Annotated in this window: 17 protein-coding genes; 10 read left to right on the forward strand and 7 right to left on the reverse strand. The window is 58.4% G+C overall.

All coding sequences use genetic code 11. The annotated features are described in order from the left end of the window. Positions 1-8: 8 nt before the first annotated feature. The 3 genes from HNQ38_RS13040 (at position 9) to HNQ38_RS13050 (ending at position 3,720) form a co-directional block, all read left to right on the forward strand. A complete protein-coding gene (locus HNQ38_RS13040) occupies positions 9-425 on the forward strand; it encodes a secondary thiamine-phosphate synthase enzyme YjbQ (RefSeq protein ID WP_183721939.1) in 417 nt (138 codons plus the stop codon). A gap of 2 nt (positions 426-427) precedes the next feature. Next, positions 428-2,116, forward strand: coding sequence for a cation:proton antiporter (locus tag HNQ38_RS13045; protein ID WP_183721941.1), 1,689 nt, complete (start codon positions 428-430; stop codon positions 2,114-2,116). Between the two features lie 338 nt (positions 2,117-2,454). Beyond that, entirely contained in the window at positions 2,455-3,720 is a 1,266-nt protein-coding gene (locus tag HNQ38_RS13050; protein ID WP_183721944.1) for a DNA polymerase IV, read from the forward strand. A 787-nt stretch (positions 3,721-4,507) separates the two neighbouring features. Here HNQ38_RS13050 and HNQ38_RS13055 read toward each other — a convergent pair. Together HNQ38_RS13055 and mutL are read right to left on the reverse strand one after the other, a co-directional pair. Continuing rightward, a complete protein-coding gene (locus HNQ38_RS13055) occupies positions 4,508-4,984 on the reverse strand; it encodes an EVE domain-containing protein (RefSeq protein ID WP_183721947.1) in 477 nt (158 codons plus the stop codon). A 242-nt stretch (positions 4,985-5,226) separates the two neighbouring features. Beyond that, positions 5,227-7,389, reverse strand: a complete 2,163-nt coding sequence (mutL, locus tag HNQ38_RS13060; RefSeq protein WP_183722026.1) for a DNA mismatch repair endonuclease MutL — start codon at positions 7,387-7,389, stop codon at positions 5,227-5,229. 192 nt (positions 7,390-7,581) lie between these two features. Between mutL and HNQ38_RS13065 the strand changes: the two genes are divergently transcribed. Further along, positions 7,582-7,887: a hypothetical protein gene (locus HNQ38_RS13065; protein ID WP_183721950.1), complete on the forward strand. Its 306-nt coding sequence runs from the start codon at positions 7,582-7,584 to the stop codon at positions 7,885-7,887. 442 nt (positions 7,888-8,329) lie between these two features. On the opposite strand, the gene HNQ38_RS13070 is transcribed toward HNQ38_RS13065, so the two are convergent. The 4 genes from HNQ38_RS13070 to HNQ38_RS13085 all read right to left on the reverse strand — a co-directional run bounded on the left by HNQ38_RS13070 (position 8,330) and on the right by HNQ38_RS13085 (position 16,117). Next, positions 8,330-11,569 (reverse strand): S8 family serine peptidase, encoded by a 3,240-nt coding sequence (locus HNQ38_RS13070; RefSeq protein ID WP_183721953.1) that lies wholly within the window; start codon positions 11,567-11,569, stop codon positions 8,330-8,332. Positions 11,570-12,329: 760 nt separating this feature from the next. Continuing rightward, complete coding sequence (gene purE / locus HNQ38_RS13075; RefSeq protein ID WP_183721956.1) at positions 12,330-12,827, reverse strand: 5-(carboxyamino)imidazole ribonucleotide mutase; 498 nt, start codon at positions 12,825-12,827, stop codon at positions 12,330-12,332. A gap of 213 nt (positions 12,828-13,040) precedes the next feature. Then, positions 13,041-14,327, reverse strand: a complete 1,287-nt coding sequence (purD, locus tag HNQ38_RS13080; protein WP_183721959.1) for a phosphoribosylamine--glycine ligase — start codon at positions 14,325-14,327, stop codon at positions 13,041-13,043. 107 nt (positions 14,328-14,434) lie between these two features. Then, positions 14,435-16,117 (reverse strand): FG-GAP repeat domain-containing protein, encoded by a 1,683-nt coding sequence (locus HNQ38_RS13085; protein ID WP_183721962.1) that lies wholly within the window; start codon positions 16,115-16,117, stop codon positions 14,435-14,437. A gap of 402 nt (positions 16,118-16,519) precedes the next feature. Here HNQ38_RS13085 and HNQ38_RS13090 point away from each other — a divergent pair, with 402 nt between their 5' ends. Next, entirely contained in the window at positions 16,520-17,896 is a 1,377-nt protein-coding gene (locus HNQ38_RS13090; protein ID WP_183722029.1) for an RsmB/NOP family class I SAM-dependent RNA methyltransferase, read from the forward strand. A 72-nt stretch (positions 17,897-17,968) separates the two neighbouring features. Here HNQ38_RS13090 and HNQ38_RS14300 read toward each other — a convergent pair whose 3' ends face one another. After that, the gene (locus HNQ38_RS14300; protein ID WP_246388156.1) at positions 17,969-20,797 is read right to left on the reverse strand and encodes a carbamoyltransferase HypF; all 2,829 of its coding nucleotides are present in this window, start codon (positions 20,795-20,797) and stop codon (positions 17,969-17,971) included. 191 nt (positions 20,798-20,988) lie between these two features. Here HNQ38_RS14300 and HNQ38_RS13105 point away from each other — a divergent pair, with 191 nt between their 5' ends. The 5 genes from HNQ38_RS13105 (at position 20,989) to HNQ38_RS13125 (ending at position 25,703) form a co-directional block, all read left to right on the forward strand. Continuing rightward, positions 20,989-21,558, forward strand: coding sequence for a helix-turn-helix domain-containing protein (locus HNQ38_RS13105; RefSeq protein ID WP_183722035.1), 570 nt, complete (start codon positions 20,989-20,991; stop codon positions 21,556-21,558). 57 nt (positions 21,559-21,615) lie between these two features. Then, complete coding sequence (locus HNQ38_RS13110) at positions 21,616-23,301, forward strand: AMP-binding protein (RefSeq protein WP_183721964.1); 1,686 nt, start codon at positions 21,616-21,618, stop codon at positions 23,299-23,301. Between the two features lie 65 nt (positions 23,302-23,366). Next, positions 23,367-24,476 carry a signal peptide peptidase SppA gene (gene sppA, locus HNQ38_RS13115; protein ID WP_343060191.1) on the forward strand — a complete coding sequence of 370 codons (1,110 nt, stop codon included), beginning with the start codon at positions 23,367-23,369 and terminating at the stop codon, positions 24,474-24,476. A gap of 149 nt (positions 24,477-24,625) precedes the next feature. Beyond that, entirely contained in the window at positions 24,626-25,108 is a 483-nt protein-coding gene (locus HNQ38_RS13120; protein ID WP_183721967.1) for a hypothetical protein, read from the forward strand. Positions 25,109-25,217: 109 nt separating this feature from the next. Further along, entirely contained in the window at positions 25,218-25,703 is a 486-nt protein-coding gene (locus HNQ38_RS13125; protein ID WP_183721970.1) for a hypothetical protein, read from the forward strand. Positions 25,704-26,007 lie beyond the last annotated feature (304 nt).

Raw genomic sequence — 26,007 nt, forward strand, 5'->3', positions numbered from 1 at the left:
AGGCCGCCGTGCTGTGCCTGGAATTTGAGACCACAAGCCGTAGCGACATGCGTGACATTACTTCGCAGCTTCGCAGCTTTGTGCGGCGCAACGCCATTGAAAAAGGCTGGCGCAACGGCATTCTCGCTCTTTTTTGCCCGCACACCACCTGCGGGCTCACGGTCAATGAAGGGGCAGACCCCGACGTTCGCCGCGACATGCTGACCTTCTTCAACGGTCTTGCGCCGCGTCTGGGCGATTATCACCATGCCGAGGGCAACAGCGATGCCCATATCAAGGCAACCCTGCACGGCCCCTCGCTGACACTTTTTGTGGAAAACGGCGAGCTGTGTCTTGGCACATGGCAGTCTGTCTACCTGTGTGAAGGCGACGGCCCGCGCCGCCGCAGCGTTTGGCTGCAATGGCTCGCAGGACAGGAAGAATAGTCATGGAGCACCAGACAACCCTCATACTGACCCTGGCAGGCGGCCTTTCCGCCGCTATGATACTAGGCTTCATTACCCAGAAGCTGCGCCTTTCACCGCTGGTGGGCTATCTGCTGGCGGGCATTCTGGTGGGACCGTATTCTCCCGGTTTTGAAGCCGACGCCGCAACAGCGGCCCAGTGCGCTGAAATCGGCGTCATACTGCTCATGTTCGGCGTGGGTCTGCACTTTCACCTCAAGGATCTTCTGGCCGTGGGGGCTATTGCCCTTGGCGGCGCAGCCGTGCAGATTTCAGCCGCAACACTGGCCAGCATGGTCATGCTGCACTATTTCTTCGGCTTTTCGCTGATGTCTGGAGCCATCTTCGGCATGGCCATTTCTGTGGCGAGTACCGTGGTGCTCACCCGTGTGCTTACAGACAATCATCAGCTCCATACCCATACGGGGCATGTGGCCCTGGGCTGGCTGGTGGTTGAAGACATCTTTACCATTCTGCTGCTGGTGCTGCTGCCCGCAGTTCTCAGCCCCGGGGGAGAATTCTGGAGCGCACTGGGCCTCACCCTGCTCAAACTGGCTGGCCTTACGGTCTTTACCCTGGTTGTGGGTCAGAAACTCATTCCGCTTTTTCTGGGCTATGTGGCGCGCACGGGTACGCGCGATCTCTTTACCCTGGCTGTCATTGCGCTGGCCCTGGGCATTGCCGTGGCCGCAGCCTATGTTTTTGACGCCAGCATGGCCCTTGGGGCCTTTTTGGCCGGGATGGTGGTGGGGCAATCCGAGTTCAGCGCGCGCGCCGCTGCCGAGGCCCTGCCCCTGCGCGACGCCTTCGCGGTGCTGTTCTTCGTTTCCGTGGGCATGCTCTTTGACCCTGTGGCCCTGCTCACAGACTGGCCCCTCATGCTGGTGACCCTTTTCATCATTTTAATAATCAAACCTCTGGGCGCGCTGGCCATGACGACGCTCTTCCGCAAGCCGTTGCGGTTGGGGTTGGCGGTTTCGGCCTCGTTGTCGCAAATAGGGGAATTTTCCTTTATTCTCGCGGCCATGGGCATCAGCCTTGGTATTTTTGACGCCAGGGTGAACAATGCCATCATCCCGGCGGCAATGATCTCCATTACCCTGAACCCGATGATCTTCCGCAGGGTTGAGGGTCTGGCCCGCTGGATCGAGGGCAGACGCAAAAATGACCAGCCCGCCGAGGGCACGTCAACTGCCGCCCCGGACGACGGAAAGCCCCATGTGGTGGTCATCGGTTACGGCCCTGTGGGCCGCAGCTGTTGCAGCATCCTGCGTGAAAGCGGCATCACGCCTGTGGTGGTGGAGATGAATATCGACACTGTGCGCAAGGAGCGCGGCAAAGGTCTGCCCATCCTTCACGGCGACGCCGGGCAGGCAGAAGTACTGCGTGAGGCGGGACTGGAGCGGGCCGAAGCCCTGCTCTTGACCACGCCCAGCATTCCCGCCTCGGACGTGGCCGCCATTGCCCGCGCCGTCAACCCTGACATACGCATTCTTGTGCACACGTCTTTTGTGGGCGAAGCCCGTAAATTGCGCCAGGAAGGCGTTACCGCCGTATTCAGCGGCGAGCGCGAAGTGGCGCTGGGCATGTCGGAGTATCTGCTGCGCTATCTTGGCGCGCCGGAAGCCCTTGTGCAGACGGAGCTTGAGCGGGTACGTCAGAAGCTGGACTAGGGAAACGCGCTTTGCCAAACGAAATAACTGCGCGTTTCCCGGAGACCCTTTAATCGGTGCTTCCTTAGGTACAGACCTCATTGTATTTTTGGATACTTTGTGGGAAAGGACCCTTTCGCGAAAGGGTCCTTCCCCACACCTCCTTCTTCTAATATTCTTTATATATTTGGCATAGTACGAAGATCCTTCTGAACTGAAGCGGGAACTGCAACCTGCTGCGCACGACACCCCTTGCCCGGCGTTTGCCCTGTCAGGCCGCCCCGTGCTATCCTCAAGTATCCCACAAGCAGTCAGCAATTCGCTCATTTCATCCGTAAACAGCCCCTAGGGCCGCCGCCATGATTATTCATCTTGATATGGATGCTTTTTTTGCTTCCGTGGAGCAAATGGACAACCCCGACCTGCGCGGCAGGCCCGTCATTGTTGGCGGCAGCAGCGACCGTGGCGTGGTTTCTACCTGTTCCTATGAGGCACGGGCCTTTGGCGTGCATTCGGCCATGCCAATGGTTTTGGCGCGGCGTCTGTGCCCGCAGGCGGCCATTGTGCGCGGAAATTACCGGCGCTATGGCGAACTTTCCAACGCCATCATGACGTCTCTTTGCGACTTTTCGCCTCTTGTGGAACCTGCCAGTGTGGACGAGGCCTATATGGACGCCACGGGCCTTGAACGCCTTTTCGGCCCTCTGGATGAGCTTATGGCGGCCATCAAAGCGCGCGTCTTTGAAGTGACGGGCGGCCTGACCTGCTCGGTGGGGGCCGCTCCGGTCAAGTTTCTGGCCAAGATATGCTCGGACGTGAACAAGCCCAACGGTGTGTTCATACTGCATCCCGAGAAAGTGGACGCCTTTTTATGCGCCTTGCCCGTGGGCAAAATTCCCGGCGTGGGCAAGCGTATGGTGCAAAATCTGCAAGATATGGGCATCAGAACAGTGGGCCAACTGCGCCACTTCAGCCCCGAAGCTATGGAGCGCCGCTTTGGCAAGTGGGGTGCCGTGCTGTATGAGCGCGTGCACGGCCGCGACAACCGTAAAATTGAGACGGGCCGCGCCGCCAAGAGTGAAAGCGCGGAATGCACCTTTGCAGAAGACACGCGCGACAGGGACTTTCTGCAGCGCATGCTCATGGCCCATGCCGAGCGCGTGGGAACCTCACTGCGCAAGCATGGCTACAAGGGCCGCACAGTCACCCTCAAGGTGAAATTTTGTGACTTCAAACAGGTTACGCGTTCGCGCACACTGGAAGAGCCAATTAACGCGACGGAAACCATATTTCAGATCGGCTGCCAGTTGCTGGCAGAGCTGTCTTTTCCGCAGCCTGTGCGCCTCATCGGGCTTGGTGTGTCTGGTTTTGATGCCCCTGCGAACCAGCTTTTTCTGCCGGGCACAGGCAAGGCAGCCGGGCAAAATCTTGACCCGCATGTTGAGGCCAAAAGGCAAAAACTGGATGCCGCCCTGGATAGCCTGCGCCAGAAGTTCGGCGGGCAAGCCGTGCAACGTGGCCGTCTGTTCACTCTTGCCCAGCAGGAGAACACGCCGGAACGCGTGAACAACGGCAAGGGTGACGGAGTGGATAAAAAGCCTGGCGGCGGGCGGCGGGCGCAATAGAAGAATGGCGTCACTTTTATGAAACCATTTGTACCCTGCGGGTACGGCAACTTTTCTTCTCTTTATTTCTGCCGCCTGCGCGGCGCGCGGCAAGGCGGGGCCGGTTATGGGGCTTCGCCCCCTTCTCGGCCCCCCTTGCATCCCCCCCGAAGCACCCCCTGTTCTACCCCGACCACCAAATATCTTTTTCGGAGGCGGCTACGCACGAACCTCGCCGACGTGTCGGCTTCGGTTCTTTATGACGCCGCCCCCGACAATGGTCTGCACTTCGCCTGATAAGCTGCAAAACCCCAATCAAATTACTTATGTACGGCAACCGTTGCCTTTGAAAGCATTGTGATTCCGATGGGAGTACTTTTATTCCGAGGTCGACAAGCGAATCTTAGCAACCAGACGCCCTAGCCCCTCATTCAACGCGAAAGCACACGATGGCATTGCGCGGCGCGCAGGGAGATCACCCGACCAGAGGGAGGGAAGCTCCCGGAGCAAAAGACGCGCAGCCCTCGCGTAATGATGGAATTGGGAAAGCCCTTGAGGGCTATCCCGTGGGAGTGGATATATATGGAAAACCAGCGGGGTCGTCCGGGGGGAGTGCAGAGGGGGCCTCGGAGGGGCGGCAGCCCCTAACAGGCCCCCTTCTGCCGCTCGCCGCGCAGGCGGCCAAAATGAAAAAAATCAGACTAGCTTGATATCCGTGGCACGTTTTGCCAAACCAGATAAACTCTGAAAATGTGATTGTCAGCAGAAGCCTCGCCACCACGTAAACAACCCCAGCGAACTACCCGCTCTACCTGCCTTCCGGGTCTCCCATTCTGCAAACAATCTCAAATTCATTTTTACTCACGGGCATTACTGAAAGTCTGGACCCTTTGCGCAGCAGCTCCATACCCGCCAAGGCGGGATCCATACGCATGGCCTTGAGCGGCACGGCATTAGCAAATTTTTTGACAAAGCACACGTCCACCGCATACCAAAGTGGCCTTTCGGGCGTCGATTTGGGGTCAAAGTGCTCGTCTTCCGGCTCCCAGGCTGTCGCGTCGGGATACCCGGCCTTGACCACACGGGCCACGCCAACCGCTGAAGGCGCGGTGACACTGTGGTAGAAGATGACCATATCACCTACAGATATCTGATCTCGCAGGAAGTTGCGTGCCTGAAAGTTCCGCACGCCGCTCCAGCTGGTGATCTGCTCCGGTTCAGCGGCGAGGTCGTCGATTGAGTAGCATCCTGGCTCCGACTTCAAAAGCCAATATTTCTTTTCCATAGATGGTCTCCAGACTACAGACTTCAAATGAAAAGCCAGCTTGGCAAATACCGTCAGTTCCCGGCGTTGACGCCTCGGTGTTACCACTTCCGAGTACTTCTGCTCCGATACTTCTGGTCCAGCGCTCCAGACCTGACATTCTGGCCCAATGTTTCAGCCTCTCCCGCATCAATTACCAACGCATCCTCATGTCAGGGCACCTTACCTTTGGGGCAGGCCACTCGCAAAGCGAACACACAACATCACGATTGCCGCCGCTTGAAAAGCTTCTCCAGCTCCACGCCATCCCAGCGCAGGATGCAGGGACGGCCATGCGGGCAGTACTCCCTGTCGTCAGTAGCCAGCCACTGACGCAGAAGCCCAGCGGCTTCGTCATCCGTGAGGCGCTGTCCGGCCTTGATGGCGGCCTTGCACGACATGGATATGAACATGCCCGCCAGATCGTCCTTGCGGCCCGCCAGAGCCTCACGCAAAAAATCCCTGGCCTCTGCCCGTGAAAGTACGGGAGGCATGCCCCTGACCTCAAGCCCGCTGGCCGAGGTTTCCATTACAAAGCCAAGGGATTCCAGCGTGCCGCGCAATTCAAACAAGCGCTCGCGCTCTGCCGGATGCAGGGGCATTTCCAGCGGCAGGGCCAGCAACTGCCCTGACCCCGCAAAACCGCCCCGGCGCATGCGGGCGTAGAGTATGCGCTCATGGGCGGCGTGCTGGTCCAGCAAAAGCAGGGCCCCGGCTCTGTCGCGCAAAACCAGATAAGTGTCTGCCACCTGACCCAGATATTCCACATTCTCCACTCGCAGGGGCTGGCGGTCCCTCACGGCTTGGTCGTCAGGCGAGGGGGCAGCTCCGTGGGCGGCGGCATTGTGGTCAAAATTTGCGGTGCCAGAATCTGTAGCGTACGTCGCAGTGTACGCGGCGCTGTCTTCTGCCATGCGCCCATAGCCATCAGCATCCGCCCCATCGGGCTGCACGAAACGTCCGTCCGGCAAAGGCTGCCCCTGAACTTCCGCACCTGCATGCGCCGCTGCGGCATACCCTGCGGCCTCTCGTACTGCACCTGAAAGCAGCGTCTGGCCATGCGGCTGTTCCCAGCCGGGGCTGCTGGCGTCTCCATGCGGAACTGCGTACGCCTGGGTAAAGCCTGAGGCATAACCCTGCCCCAAATTCTGCACATCACCTTGACCAGAGCCCTGAACCTGACCAGAGAACGGCACGCTGACGCGCCATTCGCCTTCATCTGCGCTATTTTCCGGTTCAGGCCGCTGCATGAGCGGGGGATTGTCCAGCCGCCCCCAGAAGCCTTGCGGGCGCGGAGCAGCGCCTGCCGATTCCGCCGCTGCGTTGTCAGCGCCGCCAGTAGAAGCAGCGTCGTGCCAGGCGGCGTCGGCCACGTCAAAGGACGTGACAAGCGCGCCCTGAACAGCGTGCAGCACAGCTGAAAAAATTGCGGATTCGTCCCTGAAGCGCACCTCGCTCTTGGCCGGGTGCACGTTAACATCCACTTCCGCCGGGTCCATTTCCACAAAGAGCACTATTTGCGGGTAATCCCGGCTGGTCATGCGCCCCTTGTAAGCTTCGCGCACAGCGGCCAGCAGGCGTTTATCCGTAACGGAGCGCCCGTTGACGTACAGCAAAATCCGGTCGCCGCGCGGCTGGCTCACGTTGGGCAGCGCCGCCAGACCGTGGGCGCGTATGCCGTGCCTCTGCCCGTCAAAGGGGCGCAGGGCGTCCACAATAAGCCGCGGCCACAAAATGCCAAGGCGTCCCGCCAGTGTTTGCCCCGGCAGAAACCGCAAGGCTTCACGCTCGCCAGAATGCAGGCTGAAGCCAACCTCCGGCCGGGTGAGCGCCAGACGGGCCATCCAGTCCTGAGCACGTTTGAACTCGGTGGAGGGGGTCTTTAAAAACTTTAAGCGGGCTGGTATGTTGGAAAAAAGGTCGCGCACTTCCACCAGCGTACCCCTATGCAAGGCCGCCGGGCCGGAGTTTTTAAGCAGGCCGTGTTCCACGTCCACGCGGTGTGCCGTGACGCGCCCGTCCTCACCTTCGTGGGCGGACGTGATGGAAAAACGCGATACTGAAGCTATGCTTGGCAAGGCTTCACCACGGAAGCCGTAGGAGAGAATACGCTCCAGATCATCAAGGCAGGTTATCTTGCTGGTGGCGTGACGGGTGACGGCCAGTTCCAGATCATCCGCGGGAATGCCGCTGCCGTCATCCTGCACGCTGATAAGGCTTTGACCGCCGTTTTCGAGGCGAACATCAATCTGGCCAGCCTGGGCATCCAGGCTGTTTTCCACCAGTTCCTTCAACACGCTGGCGGGCCGTTCAACCACTTCGCCCGCGGCGATCTGGTTGCGCAGCTCAGGCGGTAGCAGACGTATATGACGATTTTTTTCAGACATGGTTTCAGTGTAAGCGCCCGTGTGCTGCATGGCAAGTCGCCGCGCCGTACGGGAAAATACCGGATTCGGACACGGCATGGGGCTTGCCTTGCCTCCAGGGGTGCTTATCTATGGAAGGCAAGGCTCAGAGAGCGCGCCGCTGCCGCGAACAAGCGAACAGCCAGGATGCGCCGGGGCCTTAGGGAGGAAATAATGCATGACAACACACTCAAGGCCATAGCCGAGCCCTTGCGCGGCCCCCTTGTTGGCAAGGGCTACGACCCTGAACTCCTCTATGTGGAATGCGGACGATGCGGTTCGCCCGTCATGTGGGAACAGGGCAAGGCCACACATATTCTCGGAATGGCAGGTATTGACCCGCTGGAACTGGATTCGTCCTGCCTGCTGGTTACAGACGCTTGCCCCACATGCGGCGGCAAGGGCCACTACACTGTCCAGATTTTCCGCATCAGCGGCGATGCGCAGACACGCCGCCCACCCTATTTCGGCAATGCGTAGACAAGGGCAGGAACTACCCCGCCTGCCCTGAACCAGGGCCGCCGGTTCATGTGCCCGGCGGCCCTTTTATTTACACCGCGCGGCAACACCCTATCCGGCATGGCGGAGGGATTAAGCGCATTGGCAAACGTTTCAGGCGCAAGTTCCCAATGGCCGTTTATCATGAATCCGCTTGAGAGGATGCTTCGCATAAGGGCGCAGCCTCAACAACAAGAAAAGCGGCTCCTTTCATTCCAGCCGGGTACGCAAGGGTACACTGCCTTCATAAAAAGAGCCGCTTGGCGTGGTGGTCGGAAAAAGACGGGCCTGCTATCTTCCTGAACTTTTTACATCTTAAATAGTTGCTGTAAGGCGCACACAGGCTCGCCTACGCCTGTGTTGTGGCAAAAATTTGCGTGCAAATCCTTACAGCACAGCTGACCCATTTCATCCGAGAATTGCTTTAGAATTCCAGCCCAAAACTGATACCCCCGGAACAAGAGGAACTGTGCGAGCGGAAAAATTCCGCGCCAAGCTCCACCTGTGCAAAAAATCCGCTGGCGTGGGTTGCCCGCAAACCGGTTTGAACCAGCATAGCGTCGCGGCCCGGAATGTCTGACTGGCTTTCAAAACTCGCATCATATCCTTTAAAACTGGCATCACTGTGAAAAGATCCGTCAAGCCAGTCATGCCGCCAACCAGCCAGAGTGTCCCACGAAAGCGTGGTGCCGTTCTCCAGCGTGCGGGAAAGCTTCGCATGCGCGCCAAGCACAGAAGAAAGGCTGTCGTCGGTGGCGGCGTCCAGCTTGAGGGCCGAAGCGCCTGCCCCGCCTTCAGTAAATCCGGGCCTTGAACTCAGGCTGTATTCAAACCAGCCCAGCGGCCCGGCTTCCACGCCGCCCCAGGAAGGAGTCCAGCTCCAGTTTTTGCCGCCGCCTGCCAGCAAATCGGTGGTAAGCCCGGTCCAGCGGCTGTCATGTTTGCGCAGGTATCCATTAAAATTTACCGCGCGCTTCATATTGACGTCTTCAAAGCCCACACGGGCCATGCCCATAACATACCCGCCGTCCCACCAGAGCGGCTTGAAGTGAGCGTGGCCGCCCACGGAAGCGGCAAGGGTTTCAGCCTTGGCTTCACCCGCGTAATGCATGTAGGTGCGGCGGCCAGAAAGCGCCACATCCAACCCTGCTGTAAGGCCGCTGTCCCACTGGCGGTCGACGCCAAGAGCCAGCCCTGCGCCAGACGACGTAAAACCTGCCGAACCACCGTTGGCGTTCACGTTGCTGTAGCTGCCAAAAGGCAGTGCCCATGCCTGCCAGCCGCCAAAAGCCGCGTCTCCGCTGGACAGGCCCGTACCGCTTGCAGTGGCCACTGGCGCGCTGCCGCCCAGAAAGCGCTTCACCAGAAGCAGATTGAGCTGGCGTTGCGCGTCCAGACCTGCCCGCGCTACAGCGTCATAACTGTTGGGGCTCAGTTGCTCCATTGCCGGAGCAACTCCGCTGCCGGAAACATCGGTCCAGTCCAGCGCCTGAAACAGGTTTTGCATGTCGCCCGAGGCGGACCCGGCTGCCAGATACAGGGCATCGCCAACGTTGGCGGTAGTGGAGCTGTCAGCATAGCGGCTGTAGGCGTTGCGCATGCGCTGCTGCCCCAAAGCAGCCGATCCAGTGCCATTACTTGAAGCAACACTGAAGCTGAGTGTGGGAGAAGAAGAAACCATACCCACGCTGTCAAACATACCGCTGGAGCTGACCGCCTGTACGCTGTTGACACTTATGGCATAGCCATCTGAATAAAACCCTGGCGCGGGTGAGAAGCGCAATGCCCCGTCGAGGGTGGCAGTTGTTGCACTGAGGACGGAATACTGCTTGTCGGCAGTAATACCAATATGCAGGGCCCCATCAGCGTCTTGGGTATAGCTGTTCACCTTGAGAATCAGCCCGCGATAGCCCGGAGCCACAGTACCTTTGTTAAGTACACTCCTCTGGATTTCACCGTCACCCATCAGAATACCGTTCTGACGCACCAGAACGTCGCTATTTTGCAGTACTCCGCCCGTGCCATCGGCTCGTTGACTTACAGCCAGGGCGCCACCTTCCACAACGGTTAATCCACTGTAGTCATTGGTACCGCTGAGCACTAACAGTCCATCACCAGCCTTGCGCAGGCCCACATTCAGGCCCCTCAAGGCAGTAGCGTCGGCACCAGCCAGAAAATCGGCATGGTGATAACTATCTTCCCACATACGCTGCGTAATATCATTGCTGAATTCAGCAACATAGCCCTGCGTGTCGAATGTTTCCAGCGCGTGCTTGCCCCCCAATTCGGACAGCGTTATCACATCGTCCGCTGTCATGCGGTTGGCGTCCAGCCTGGCAATGCCGCGCACTGCCTTGCCCGCGTCAAGCAGGCCTTGACCGAAGACTTCCTCCCTGGACAGGTACTGGATACTTTGCTGGCCCTGATCAATCAGGTCTTTCAGTGTGTCCCTTATCCAGGTTTCCAATGGGTAGGCATCATCTATCCATTGCTTGACTGTTGCACCGGTAGGAGAAGGCACGGCGTTATCCACAATGGTAATAACAACCTTGTCAATGTAGCCATTGCCATCAAGGGAATATTGCACAAGGTGCGTGGGCGCTACAAAGCTGTTGTCAGCCGTTGTCAGCACGGCGTCAGCCAGTTGCTTGCCCGTCATCCACGGAAAAGCCTGCTGTACCAGCCCCAGCGTCCCGCTCACATAGGGCGCGGCCATGCTGGTTCCGCTCATAAGCGTGTAACCGTTATTGGTAGCGTTGAGAGAATTGATGTCACTGCCTGGCGCGGACACGCTCCAGAGCTGGGCTTTGTGCCCCAGATTACTGAACCAGCTGATCCCGGTGGGGCTGATTGTGCGTGTACCGTCAGCCGCTGTTGTAATGTTGCCAATATCCAGAGAGATAACGCTGAGCCAGGCTTTCAGGTCCGGGAGATAACGCGGCAGTGAACTCTGAAAGGCGGGGGCCATAAATGTGTCATTTCCGGCGGCGAAGACGATAACCTTGTTATAATCCGTTGCAAGTTCAGCCAGTTGCCTGTCAACAGCCAGATCCTCATCATTTTCTACAAGATTCTGGATTATTGAGGGAACATCCATTCCTGGTTCAAGAATGGGAGCATAACTCAAGCCCCAGCTGTTGTTGATGACGCGCACATCGGGACGTGCGCCAAACAGGCTTAAAAGATCGGGGGGAGTAAGCCCTGTAGTTGAACCTGTTTCATGCCCCAGTATGGCCGCCGAGATAAGCTTGGCGTCAAAGGCCACGCCGTGCATGCCTGTACCGTTGCGCGAGGCCGCCATAATGCCCGCCACATGACTGCCGTGCCTGTCATATTTCCAGTTGGGTATATAGGGCAGGCCAGTAAGATCGTCGATGGGCATGTCCACGCTTCCAATTTTTCCTGCAAGCTCCGGATGACTTGTGCGCACAGAGGTGTCAACAATGCCCAATGTTATGCCAGCGCCAGTATAGCCCAGAGCATAGGCATCCGCTGCATGGATAAAATCAAGCCCGGTGCTGTTCCAGTATTCCTGCGATTTAAAACTGTCAGCACTGGCCGCGTTTACTTGAGATGATGTGAAAAGGAACAGCAGCAAAAGCAATAAAGGCTGAGACAGATTGCAAAAACGACGTAACTTGCGAGCCTGTAAAGAAAGAAACACGTTTCCCCCGTTATTTTTTTCAATCTGTCCACTAGAAACATGAGCATCTATAAACCAACCATCAACCTATGGAATAATTGCCTGATTTTCCGCTGCAATGAACACTAAAGCAGATTAACTTTGAAAATAGATATTCTCAAAGTTTGAGGCACGTTCGGTCCGGCGCTTCATAGCGCAACTAGTTGCGCTTACACCAACACGGCTGGCGCATGCTCGCGCAGCCCCCGGAGCCGCTGGAGCATGTAAAAGTTAACACACTCTAGTTATTATGAAAGACGAAGCCAGCATGCGAACGGCGCCGGGCAGCAAAAATGACCTTCTATATCCTGCTTATTTTATTCACTATGAATAATTATTTCAAACTTTACAACAAGATATTATTCCACTGGTCCGCCTTGCGGCGGTGGTGTAATCGCGGCGGCACGACCCCTCCTGCATATACGAATCACGCCCATGCGGCAATTTTTCCATAAAAAACCCTGCATTACGGCGGCGTACCATCAGGCAGCCACCCTAATGCAGGGATCTGTATACCTCAGTAAATCAAAAGCCTCGCAGCATGATTCTAAAGCATTTCAGCTTTGAAATGCTTTAGTGTCTGCGTGAACAGACATTCACCGTGGAGGCGTAAGCGCAGCTTCAGCCGTTGCGACGCAGGAAGCTACGGATAAAGACATCACGGCTATTTATTTGCGCGATTAAACGCCGCAAAGAACATGCCGTTAATTTTGAGAATACGTATTCCCAAAGTTAATCAGCCCTAAGCGTATTTACGGCTGATTTCTTCCCCGGACTTTTCCACGTCGGCGCGCATTTTTGCGCGGGCAGCGTCGATCTTGCTGGCAAGAGCCGGGTCAGACAGCGCCAGAATCTGGGCGGCAAGCCATGCGGCATTGCGAGCTCCGGCCTTGTCCAGCGCCACGGTAGCCACCGGGAATCCGGGAGGCATCTGCACGGTGGCGAGCAGGGCGTCCATGCCGCCAAGAGCCACGCTGGACACAGGAATGCCTATGACCGGGCGCGTGGTGCGCGCGGCAACGGCTCCGGCCAGATGTGCGGCCATGCCCGCTGCGCAGATAAATACCTGCGCGCCAGCGGCTTCACTGTCGGCCACCAGCTTTTCTGTACGTTCGGGGGTGCGGTGGGCGGAGCTGACAGTAATAAAGCAGCTTATGCCCAGGCTTTTCAGTACTTCCACACAGGGGCTCACCTTGTCTTCATCTGACTGCGAGCCCATCAAGATGACCACTTTCGCCATGTCTTATCCTCTGATTCCGCCCCAAGGGGCCGAAGTGATCTGGAGCAGATTAACTTTGAAATCCATCACATTTCAAAATTGTCATTGTGCCCAAAAATACGATTTCCGGCACAATCCACGCAGCGCTGCACTTTTGTGCAGTATTAGAGCAGTTAACATCTTTCAAGATTCAAATGCTCTAACGTTCCGGCAGGCCGCGTTTCTGCGCAAGAGTTATTTTCCTTTGAGCCGGTTGATGCCTTTCTGCCCGATATCCCTGCGGTAGAAGCCACCGTCCATCTGTACTTTTTCAGCTGCGGCGTAGGCGGCCTGCTGCGCGCCTTCCAGGTCGTCGCCCAAAGCGGTGATGCAGAGCACCCGCCCGCCGTTGGATACCAGCACGCCATCATTCACGGTCGTGCCGCTATGAAAAACCTTAACGCCCGGCAGCGCGTCAGCATCGGCAATGCCTGTAATGGGCGTACCCTTGGTATAAGCGCCCGGATACCCTGCGGCGGTCATAACCACGCCCAAAGCCGTCTTGGCGCTCTGCCCTATGCTGGAAGGATCAAGCTTGCCCGCAACACAGTCCAGCATGATGCGGGGCAGATCGCCCTCAAGACGCATGAGCATGGGCTGGCATTCCGGGTCGCCAAAGCGCACGTTGTATTCCAGCACCTTGGGGCCGTCGGCGGTCATCATCAACCCGGCATACAACATGCCCACAAAGGGATGTCCGTCCTTGGCAAGCTCGCGCAGGATGGGGCGCACGGTAAGGTCGGCCATTTCCTCAAGCATGCTGTCGGGCAAAACTGGGGCCGGGCTGTAAGCGCCCATGCCGCCAGTGTTCGGGCCTTCGTCATTGTCAAAAACCCGCTTGTGGTCCTGGGCCGAGGGCAGGGGCACGGCGCGTTCGCCATCGCACATGCACAGGAAGGAAGCTTCCTCGCCCACAAGGCATTCTTCAAGCACCACAAAATCACCCGCCGAACCAAAGGCGCGGGCGCTCATAATGTCGTTTACGGCCTGCAGGGCTTCCTGCGAATCTGCGGCCATGATGACGCCCTTGCCAGCGGCCAGACCATCGGCCTTGACCACCAGAGGCGCGCCCACCTTGACCACATGATTTCGGGCCATTTCCACATCGCTGAACACCGCGCAGTGGGCTGTGGGCACATTGGCCCTGGCCATGATTTCCTTGGCAAAGGCCTTACTGCCTTCAAGCTTTGCTCCGTAGCTGTCAGGCCCGAAACAGGCAATGCCTGCCTCACGCATGCGGTCGGTGATACCCAGAGTCAAAGGAAGTTCGGGGCCGGGCACAACAAGATCAATCTTTTCCCTGCGTGCCAGGTCTACCAGCCCGTCCAGGTCATCAACAGGCACGGGCACGTTGACCGCGCCTTCCCTGCTGGTTCCCCCATTGCCGGGCGCGGCAAAAACCGCTTCAACACCGGGGCTTTGCATGAATTTCCAGACCAGGGCGTGTTCTCGCCCACCGGAACCAATCACCAGGATGCGCATGCCGTCTCCTTGACGTGTACTGAATAAAAGCAAAGCCCCGAAAAGGGGGCTTTGCCAAGGGCGGACAGCCCGCTGCAGAACGCGTGGGCTGTCCGCGCCCGACGTTCTTAGTTGGGACTCACTTCAAAATCGCTCATATCAGCCGGAACGTTGGGGTTCGTGGCCGAAACGTCCAGCGGATAAGCGGTAATCATGCACTGGCGGCTGCCAACGCCGAGGTCCGGCGAAGTGTTCAGCCCCACCACAAGGTCAAGTACACCGTTGTTGGTCACGTCAGCCAGGTCTACAGCAGCGACGGAACCACGGATGCGGCGCGTCTTCCACTTGAGGCCAAGGCCAACGCCGTCCCAGTACAGGGAGTGAATTTCACCCTGCGGGAAGTAGCGGTAACGGTCGAATATCTGCGAAGCCGTGGATATGGGCTTGTTAATCAGCAGGGTATACTCGCCAGTATGGCCAATGTCGGCAGTGATCATGTTCATAGGCGCATAATACTTGCTGGGCAGCTGGTAGTTCTTGTCTACGCCAAGACCGGGCATGCCCTTGTAGTGGTCCATACCAGTGGCAGAGCCGGAAAAACGCTCCATCGTGGTGTGGATAAGCGTATTGCTGTTGCCCTGAAAAACCTTGAGGCGTTCGTCGTCAGTAAGCATGATGAGCTGATCGCCCTTGCCAGCCTTGCCGCCGGGCAACCATGCGATGTTAAAGACAGTGGCCCCGGTGGGCAGGTCAAGCCGCGTGCCGAAGGTGTACTTGCCGCCGGCTTTCACCATTGTGTACACGCCAGGGGCAAAAAGCTTGAGCGAGTCCCAGCCCTGACCCACAAGCGTGGGTGTGAAGGTGGGGGGCAAACGCACCACGCTCACATAGTAGGGGATGCGTTCAGATACCTGCGTGAACTTGTTGCCCTTGAAGCTGTAAAAATAGCTGTAGGGACGGTTGCTTTCGCCTTCAAACGTCGCCACAACCAGATCCATTGCACCGTCGCGGTTCAGGTCGATAGCCCGCATCGAGAAGTTCTGGTTGGAACGCGAAACAAGGGTTTCACCCAGCAGCTTCAGCTTGCCGTCGCCATCCCACGCATAAATGCGCAGATGGTTGTCGCTCATCAGGGCGATTTCGTTTTTGCCGTCGCCGTTAAAGTCAGCCACGGCCATGCCCACCATAGTGAAGGGCAGGCGCTGGCTGCGCAGGCGTGAGCCGTCGCCGGAACCCGCGCCCTGATAACGGAACTGCGGGTTCAGGTACACCTGCTGCTGGCCCGTTTCATTGGCGATGATGTCCCCGCCAGGAGCCATCGAGGCGCGGGGACCGCTGGCCGCCGTGCTTCCGGGCGCGCGCACTCCGGCAATACCGAAGACTTCCTGCCCGAGAGCAGCGCTCAGGTTCTGCACAGTGCCAGTCAGGGCGCTCACGGAACTCTGGGCAGTTTTGCTCCAGGTTTTTCCGGCCTTGTCCACGCTGTTGACTTCAATGGTGCAGTCATTGCCCATCACATTGACCGAACCCCAGATGGCATAGTCTGCGCCGGAGGAGTTCATGGCCTTGCTGGCTTCTGCCTGCGAAGCGGCTTTGCCCTGAGCAGAGCGCACGTCAAGCACACCGGGGCGGTTCAAACGGCCCTGAATGGTGGCCGGAACGGCCTTGGAAAGGTAAGCGTAGCTTTGCGGCGCATTCACCGTGAAAGGCAGCACCACGGCACTTTTGGCTGCAGCTTGCGTTGCCGTGGTCAACCCGGTGGCAAGCAGCGCGAGGCAGACAGCAAAAGTCAGTCGCATGGCAAATTTCATTCCGTTCTCCTTGGGTATCTTGCCAGATTCCCGGTAAAATAAAGGAAGCTCCGATCAAGGCGGCTTTTTTGCTTACGGCGTGCAAGGCCGTTTTTGAGGCGAAGCACGTCGCAAAAATCGGGCAAGGCAGCCACACATCACGTCTTGGGATGCAATGACGCCTAAATTTCAAAAACCAATGATCAAGTTTCCTGGGGCCGTCAGCTGCCGTAAAAATTTGGCAGCAGCCACGCCCGCGGGTCACACCCGCGCAAAGCGCAGGCGGCATGGCACGCATAAATGTCACACGGGCGCACTATACGCGCAGTTGGCGCGCCGCGCAACATCTGGAAAAGAGCGTCAGCATGGAATATCCGGCAAAAAGCTCTTGCGGCTCGAACCGCCTGCCCATACTATGCCGCCATGTCCAAACCAGCCACCCGTTCATTCCGTATTGTTTGTGAGGAAGCCCATACCACAGCCGTGGAGGCTCTGCTGCGTGCCCAGGGCTACGAGTTCGAGCCCGAGCCCTTTTCCCCCTTGTGCCGCCGCCTGCTGGCCGAACCGCGCCCTCTGGGCAGTTCACTGGCGGCGTTTTTTGGCTATATCTATATTCAGGACAGATCTTCAATGCTGCCGCCAGTGGCCCTGGCCCCCGCCGCCGGAGCCTCTGTGCTGGACATGTGCGCGAGCCCCGGCAGTAAAACGGGGTTTCTGGCGCAACTTGTGGGGCGCACGGGCTTTGTGCTGGGCAACGAACCTTCGCCCACACGGCTGGGCACCCTGCGCGCCAACCTGCACCAGTGCAACCTGATCCAGGCGGGCACCTGCTCCTACAGCGGCGACGCCCTGCCCCTGCGCCCCGGCTCGTGGGACACCATTTTGCTCGATCCGCCCTGTTCCGGCTGGGGCACGGCGGAAAAACATCCGCAAGTGCTCAAGCTCTGGCAGGGCGACAAGCTGGACAGCCTCACAAGCCTGCAACAGCGGCTGCTGCGCCATGCGGCAAACCTGCTGGCCCCCGGCGGCCGGCTGGTCTACTCCACCTGCACGACCAATGTGGCTGAAAACGAAGATCAGGTACGGTTTGCCGAAGAAGAACTGGGGCTTGTGCGCGACCATCTTGCGCCTATTCCCGGTTTTGTGTGGGAAGAGCTGCCCGGCGGTGAAGGCACACTGAGAGTGGACGGCGCGCGCTCCCAGGCCCAGGGATTTTATGTGGCCCGGTTGCGCAAACCCGGCAATGCGCCGGAAAGCGCGCTGCCCTGCGGCCCAGATGCTGCGCCAACCGATGAGTTTGGCAGCGCAAACGAATTTTCCACAGGTTCCGCGCCGGAAACTGCATTTTCTGAATCTCCGCGCTTCGGGCGCAAAAAAGCTGCCCGCCCGCCCCGTCAGACGTTGGGTCAGGCTTTGCCGCCGGACTGCCTTGCCGGGCCCACATGCGACCCTGCGCAGCTTCCTCCCGGTCAGGCGGTGCTGTACGGCGAACATGTACGCTTTATCCCTGTTCAGGCCGCCGCACTGCTGCCGCAGGAATGCGTATGGCAAGGCGCGCTGCTGGGCAAACTGGGCGGCGGCAGACTGGACGCGGCCCCGCGCCTGCGCGCTCTTATGTCCGGAAAACCGGATGCCGCATCAAGCCTTGTACTGGAAGATCTGAACGAAATCAGCGCGTTGCTCACCGGGCAAAGCCGCCAGACAGGACTTCAGGGACGCGAGGCTGCCCTGTGGTGGCGCGATCTGCCCCTGGGCCGTCTGTCGCTCAAGCAGGGACGTGCTGTGGCGGGCTTTCGGTAGAAAAAGTAGTTCCCTTTGAGAATATTTAGGCGGCTGCGGGGTCTGACGGCTCACGCAGCCGCTTGAGTATTTTTACGCTGGAAATGCTTCATCAGTAGCAGCCAGCATTCTTCTGCCCCACACAGCCTGCCCCAGAGACAAGCCGCCGTCACCAGGCGGCAGCTCATGGTGGACCAGCGCCTTCAATCCAAAGAAGTCCAGGGCCCGAGGCAGCAATCGCGCCATAATGGCGTTCTGCATGACGCCGCCGCTCAGCCCCACCGTTGTAATGCCAAGCGACCGCGCAGCCCTTCCGGCCATGCCAGCCAAAGCGATGGCCAAACTCAGATGAAAGCGCCCAGCCGCCTCGGCTACGGGCATACCTTCCGTCACGCTTTGCGCAACCTTGGCGAAAAGTCCGGCGCTGTCCATTTCCAGCAGGCCGTCACACAAGGCCATGCCCACAGGCCAGACCATGCCTGATGTGCGCCGCATGTCCGTCAAATCCGCACAGCCAGCCAGCACAGCGCCCAGCGGGCCTCCCGCCCGGCTGGCCGCGTCCTCCAGCCTGATAGCCGCCTGCCCCTCGTAGGTTGTCGCCGCGCACAGCCCAAGCTGGGCCGCCACAGCGTCAAACAGCCGCCCGCAACTGGACGTTACAGGGCAGTTGATGCCGCGCGCCAGCATTTCCCCAACAGCGCGCGAGGCCTGCGCGTGCTCTGCCAACCAGGGTGCGAAGGCCAGCGCAGCTTCAGCATCCATATAGCCAAAGTCCGCACCCTGCCGGATCAAGGCCTGCGCGATGCGCCACGGCTCACGCACGGCGGCGTCTCCACCGGGCAATGCAAAGGGCGACAATCGCCCCAACCGCCGCCATTCGGGCTTGCCCAAATCCATAAAGAGTAGTTCTCCCCCCCAGACTGTGCCGTCGTCGCCAAGGCCTGTTCCGTCCAGACACAAGGCCAGAGCTGGTTCCAAGCAAGCGTTTTCGGCCAGAACCGAGGCCGCATGGGCCGCATGGTGCTGCAAGCGCCACAGGGGCAACCCCTCCCGCGCTGCGCGGGCTTCGGCATAGCGGGTGGAAAGAAAATCGGGGTGCAGGTCGCAAACAAGAGCTTGGGGCCGAACCTCCAGAAGTTTTTCCAGATGGGCAATAACTTCTTCATAGAAGCCGAAAATTGCAGGATTTTCAAGATCTCCCACATGCTGTCCCACAAAGGCCTCGTTGCCGCGCGTGAGGCAGCATGTGGCCTTGAGCTCAGCCCCGGTTCCAAGAACGCAGGGAGCGGCTGGCACGGTTTTGCCGCTTTTTGCTGTTTTCTGTGCACTGGCGGAACCCGCCACACCCGCTGTGTCCGCAGTATCTCGCATCCCCGATGCACCGCGCGCGTCAGGAGTATCAGGCATACTGGGTGTACCGGGCGTTTCCGCTGTATGCTGCATTCCCGGAGTATCGGGCGCATCAAAAGTACTAGGTGCGCCCGAGGTGCCAAGCGTGTCAGGCGTACCGGACATCTCCATTGTATGCGGAGCTTCCACGGCTTCCACATTGTCAGCCAGAAATACAGGGCGCGGTACATAGCCCCGCGCACGGCGGTAAAAAAGCGGTTCACTCCGGCCCGGCTGCGTTGCGTCAGGGGAAGCGGCAGCCGCTGCCGGGCCAGTTTGCGGTTGCAGGGTGATAACGCTGTCGTCCACCCGTACCAGTATATCCCGGTCATGCAGCAGCCAGGCATCCGCAAGGTGCGGCAGGCGCTCAAGCGCCTCTCTGTTGCCAAGGCAAATGGGTTCCCCCCCGGCATTGGCCGAGGTCATGACCAGAACCGGAGACTGCGATGCCTGCGCGGCCAGCCAGTCAAAAAGCACGCTGTGCAGGGGCGTGTTGGGCAGCATAAAACCCACATGACGCGAGTCGGGAGCCACCTGTGGCGGCAGAGCGTCCGCCCCCTGGTCCTGCCGGCGCGGGCAAAGCACAATAGGCTTTTCCGGGCAGGCAAGCAGGGCCTCGTGCTCTGGCGTGAGGTCACAAAAAGAGCGTATTGCCTGAATATCCCGGGCCATCAGCGCCAGCGGCTTGTGCGGGCGATTTTTGCGCTGCCGCAGTGTATCCACGGCGGCGGCGTTGCGGGCGTCGCAGGCAAGCTGAAACCCGCCAAGCCCCTTGATGGCCAGAATGCCGCCGTCCAGCAGCGCTTGACCGGAACAGGCCAGAGCCGCGCTGGCAAGAGCTTCCCTGCTTTGTCCCGCATCAGCACCCTGCGTATTTTCAACTGCCGCGCCGCTGCAAGATCCCACCGCAGAGGGGCAGGTACGGCCTGCCGCAACATCCTTTTTATCCACAAACCAGAGGGCAGGCCCGCAAACAGGACAAGCCACGGGCTGTGCATGAAAGCGCCTGTCTGCCGGATCGCCATATTCCGCCGCGCAACGGGGGCAAAGAGGAAAACAGCTCATGGACGTGACGGCTCTGTCATAGGGAATGGAGCGAGTGATGGTATAGCGCGGCCCGCAGTTTGTGCAGTTGGTGAAGGGATATTTGTAGCGCGGATTTTCCGGGTCGGCCATATCAGCCAGGCAATCGGCGCACACTCCCACATCCGGGCTGACCAGCACGCTATGCCCGGCGTGGCCGCTGCTCTGCACAATGGCAAAGGCATCCTCGTCAGGAACGCAAGGCATGTCTTCCTGCTTGAGCCCGGTAAGACGGGCCAGGGGAGGAAGCTCCGCCTGCAGGCGAAGGCCGAAAAGGCTTACCGCATCTTCCGTTCCCTGCACTTCCATGCGGACGCCTTCCGAAGTATTGCCCACGGTTCCCGTGAGGCCGCCTTCGTGCGCAAGCCTGTAGACAAAGGGACGAAAACCCACGCCCTGCACCTGGCCGGAAGCCACAAAAGCCCGCCGTACTGAATATTTTTCGCTCATGCTGCACAGTAACGCACAAGGCACGGCATGTCAGCAGGGGCTGCCGGGCAGTCACAAGAATACCTATGCTTGCGGGGGACGCAGCTTTTAGCTAGGTTGGCGCAATATTGCTTTTACCAATCACCTTACAAAACCCGCCCGGATAGCCCGTGTATCAGTGTATCCAGGCCGGGCACAGTCAGGAGCCCGCCATGCCCTCTGCCCGCACCATTGGTTCCCGTATCCGGTCATTCCGTGAAGAACGCGAAGTTGACCTTGAAACCCTGGCCCGGGATACCGGCCTCGACCAGTGTTATCTGGAAAAGCTGGAAAGTGACGCCATTTACCCCAGTATCGGCCCCCTGCAAAAAGTTGCTCGCGCTCTTGGCGTTCGCCTGGGAACTTTTTTGGACGACCAGTTCACCCGCGACCCCATCATAGGCTGCATCGACAATACCTGTGAGGGCGAAGACGCCCTGCACACTGGCCGCATCCCCCGCCCCAGCTACACCTATCAGCCTTTGGGCAAGGGCAAGAACGACCGCAATATGGAGCCCTTTCATATTCGCATTTTCCCTGACGGCGGCGAGCGCAAAACCAGTTCGCATCAGGGGGAAGAATTTATTTTTGTGCTCAAGGGCGAGCTGCTGGTGGTCTACGGACGCGAAAACCATGTGCTCAAGCCCGGCCAGACCATCTATTACAATTCCATCGTGCCCCACTATGTGGGCGCGGCGAGTGACGAGCCCGTGGAAATTCTGGCCGTGACCTACAATTCGTAGGCCCAACTGAAACATTTCCACCCGACCGGCTGCCGCACGCGCACCACAGGAGACAATATGGAAAAAAAAGTTCGCCAGCGCCAAGCCCAGTTTGAATTGCGCGAATGGACACTGGGGCAGATTCTCGACCACACGGTAAGCCGCTTTCCTGACAATGAGGCCCTTGTTTACGCCGACCGTGATTTCCGCCAGACATGGCGGGAATTCGGCGAGATTGTCGACCGCTTTGCCAAGGGGCTTATGGCTCTTGGCGTGAAGAAAGGCGAAAAGGTGGCAGTTTGGGCCACCAACGTGCCCTACTGGGTTGCCCTGCAATTTGCCACAGCCAAAATTGGCGCGATTCTTATTACGGTAAACACCAACTACCGTGAACACGAACTGCGCTACCTGCTCACCCACTCGGAATGCGAAAATCTTTTTCTCATAGACAGCGTGCGTGACCACGACTATCTGGAAACCCTGTACCGCATTGCGCCGGAGCTGCGCGTGCAGGCCCGCCAGTCCTTTGTGTGCAAAAGCCTGCCCCACCTGAAGCGCGTCTGCTTTCTGGGTATGGAAAAGCACCGCGGCATGTATTCCGTGCCCGAAATTCTCTCTCTGTCCGTTATGGTGGATGATGACGAGTACAAGGCCCGGCAGGACTCCCTGCACCCCTGGGACGTCATCAACATGCAGTACACTTCGGGCACGACGGGCTTTCCGCGCGGGGTCATGCTTACCCATGTGGGCGTGGGCCTCAACGGCTACTGGATAGGACGCCACCAGAATTTTGGCCCCAATGACCGCGTGTGCCTGCCCGTGCCGCTCTTCCACTGCTTCGGCTGCGTGCTGGGCGTTTCGGCCTGCGTCAACCACGGGGCCACAATGGTTATTCTTGAGTCGTTCAATCCGCTCAAGGTTCTGGCCGCCGTCGATTCCGAGCGCTGCACCGCCCTTTACGGCGTGCCCACAATGTTTCTGGCGGAGCTTGAGCACAAGCTTTTTCACCGCTTTGACATGTCTACCCTGCGCACAGGTATTATGGCCGGTTCCGTTTGCCCCGAACCCCTCATGCGCCGCGTCATTGGCGACATGAACATGAAGGAAATCACCATCTGCTACGGCCTGACCGAAGGTTCTCCGGTCATGACGCAGTCTGACATTCACGACACGCTGGAGCAGCGCTGTGAAACTGTGGGCTGCGCCATGCCGGGCATTGAAGTACGCGTGGCAGACCCTGAAACCTGCGAAGAGCTGCCGCGCGGCCAGGTTGGAGAAATCCTCTGCCGGGGCTATAATGTCATGAAGGGCTACTACAATATGCCCGAGGACACGGCCAAGGCCATCAGCCCTGAAGGCTGGCTGCATTCCGGCGATCTGGGCGTGATGGACGAAGAAGGCTATTTGCGCATCACGGGCCGTATAAAGGATATGATTATCCGCGGTGGCGAAAACGTGTACCCCCGCGAGATTGAGGAATACCTCATGGGCATGCCCGGCGTGCTGGACGTGCAGGTAGTGGCCTTGCCCAGCTTCAAGTATGGCGAAGAAGTGGCGGCCTTTATCATTCCCCGCCCCGGCGTGGAAATTCAGCCTGAAGACGTGCGCGACTTCTGCCGGGGCAAGATAGCCTGGTTTAAAGTTCCCAAATACGTCGCCATGATAAGTGGCTTTCCTCTTACAGCCAGTGGCAAAATTCAGAAATATTTGCTGCGTGAACAGGCCGCTGAGCTGTGGCCCGAAGCCATGCAGCCCAAACTGTAGGCGTTTTACGCCTCGGATACTGTGGAAAAGGTCTTTGGCCCCTTCCGCATAAGGACGACCAAGAAGTGACTGATAAAGACTTTTCTCAAGACGAGCCCCTGTGTATGGCAGGGGCCATGCCCTCGCCTGCCAATGGCAACAATACCGCGCACTGTGCGCCTCAGACTGTTCAGCAGCAGGCGACAGACGCCCCCTGCGCAGCCGCCTGCCCACTGGCGCAGATTCCGGCAAGCGTTTGGAAGAATCTGCTGCACCGTCCCTTCCGTAAGCGTCACCCCATTATCTTCTGGTGCGGTATAGTGTTGTTTTTTGGTCTGCTGGGCGGCTTTATTACCAAAGCCACTGGAGATGAAGGCGGCTTCACGGGCGGCGGCAGCCAGATTGCCCTGGTCTCGGTGAACGGCCCCATACTTAATGTGGAGCCGACCCTGGAATGGCTGCGCAAGGTTGCCCGCAATCCTTCAGTAAAAGGCGTTCTGGTGCGTGTGGACTCGCCCGGCGGCGGCGCGGCTGCTTCGCAGGAAGTCTACGACGCCCTGAAAGCCCTTGCGCAAAAAATGCCCGTGGCGGTAAGTATGGGGTCCGTGGCGGCGTCTGGCGGCCTTATGGTCAGCATGGCCGGGCAGCGCGTGTTCGCCAACCCCTCCACAGTCACAGGCTCCATCGGTGTGCGTATGGACGTGCCCCAGCTTCAAGGTCTTATGGATAAAGTTGGCGTGGGACAGGAAACTCTGGTGGTCGGCACCTATAAAGACGCAGCTTCATACATGCGGCCTATGACGCCGGAACAACGCACCTATTTTCAGGGCCTGCTGAACGATATGTACGGACAGTTTGTGGATATTGTGGCTCAAGGGCGCAATATGCCCCGCGAACAGGTGGTAAAACTGGCCAACGGCAAGGTTTACACAGGACAGGAAGCCCTCAAGCTTGGCCTTGTGGACGAAATGGGCGGCCGCGATCAGGCGCTGCGCTGGCTGGCGCAAAAAACTGGCGTGCCCGTTGACCGCAAGCTTTTGACCCGTCCCAAAGAAGGCAACTGGCTGGGGCGCGGCCTCACGGCCATGCTTGGCCTGGATGCGGACGCCATTAACGGTCTTGCCGCCCTTGTGGGGATGTCTTCCGCTGGCGGGCAGGCTGACCCGCGAACCCCGGCCTTTTTGTACCAGTTCTAGACCGAGTATTTTTGCACCGGCCAGCCCTGCGAGGATTACAGAGGTTCGCGCAGGGCTGGCCGCACACACGGTTGCCCTCCTGCCATATAAAAATTCTGGTAATAGGCCTTTCACAACCCCCTCGGGCTCATGCCCCCGGAGAATATCCAATGCTCTACAAGCGTTTTTTCATTTTTTTGCTGCTGGCCCTGAGCCTGCCGGTTTTTTCTGTTCACGCCGCCGCCAAGACTTACGACCTGACCCTAGTGACCGCCGATATTCCTGATTCCTGCAACTTTATGACCCGTGACGGCGCTCTCTTTGTGGTTGACGAAGAAGACCATTTTTTCACCCTCAACATCGTTGACCGTGACAAAAATATCTCTTTGGAAGAATACGCCCGGAAGTTGTCTCAGAGCCTCAAGGGCGGCCCTGTCAGCAAGGTGGGCGAAGACGGCTGGGGTTTTTTGGTTAAAATTGCTGTGGTCCCCTTTGACGTGCTCGTCATGGCCGACGACAAGCATGTGATCGAACTTTTCACCGATGTGGACAGGGCAGAATGGCCAGAAGACATCACAGGGGCCTTCAATTCAATTAAAAGTAAAACGCCAGAGCTGGCTCCCCTGTTGCACAAAATCATCACTTCCAGATAGAAACAATGCACTGAATTAACTAAGTTTTTATTGTTATATTTTTTTATGGACAAATCCGAAACAGCATGACAAAGCTTGCCCAGCAACGCCCGTAATACAGGAGGACGAAATGCTGAAAAAATTTCTCATGCTGCCCGTTTGCTGTCTGGTTCTTCTGGCCCTGTCCCTGCCCGCGCAGGCCAAGGAAATGAAGTTCGCCCATTTCAGCATAGATGTACCCGCCGACTGCAAAGTTCAGGAAAAGGACGGCACCGTCACCGTGACGGCCTCGAAAGACGCCTTCTTTTCCATTGCCCTCTTCACCAAGAGCGAAGCCAAAAATCTTTCTGACAAGGATTTTGCGGCCAAGCTTTCACAACAACTGAAAGGCACCCCGCCCGAACCTTCTGAAGACGGCGGATGGACCTTCACTGTCACCAATAACCGCGTTCTTATGAATGTGGATGTGGTGGGCGACAATGACTATCTTATTATGTTCATGAGCGATGCCAGCGACAAGGAATGGCCCGCTTCGCTCCAGACTGCCTATGATTCCGTCACGGGCAATGATGACAAGATAGACACATTCCTGAAAAAGACCCTGTTTCCTGAATAGGGAGTAAGGATGCCGCATCAGCGGCAGAAATGACAAAACGGCATATAAAGAGTCGCCTGGTGTGGATTAGCGCCGGGCGGCTTTTATTTTGACCATAGGTTAATTGGGCATAACGATCACAGTCCGTCATCTAATATAAAACAATCGCTATAGTACCGGGCGCTCCGATTCTTTCATTTGGGCCGCCTGCGCGGCGCGCGGCAGAAGGGGCCTGTTAGGGGCTGCGCCCCTCCGAGGCCCCCTCTGCACTCCCCCCGGACTACCCCCTGAGACTTGTAAATACTTTGCGTTTGCGAGGGCTGCG

Origin of the sequence: Desulfovibrio intestinalis, from assembly GCF_014202345.1 — a bacterium.
Taxonomy (GTDB): Bacteria; Desulfobacterota; Desulfovibrionia; order Desulfovibrionales; family Desulfovibrionaceae; genus Desulfovibrio; species Desulfovibrio intestinalis.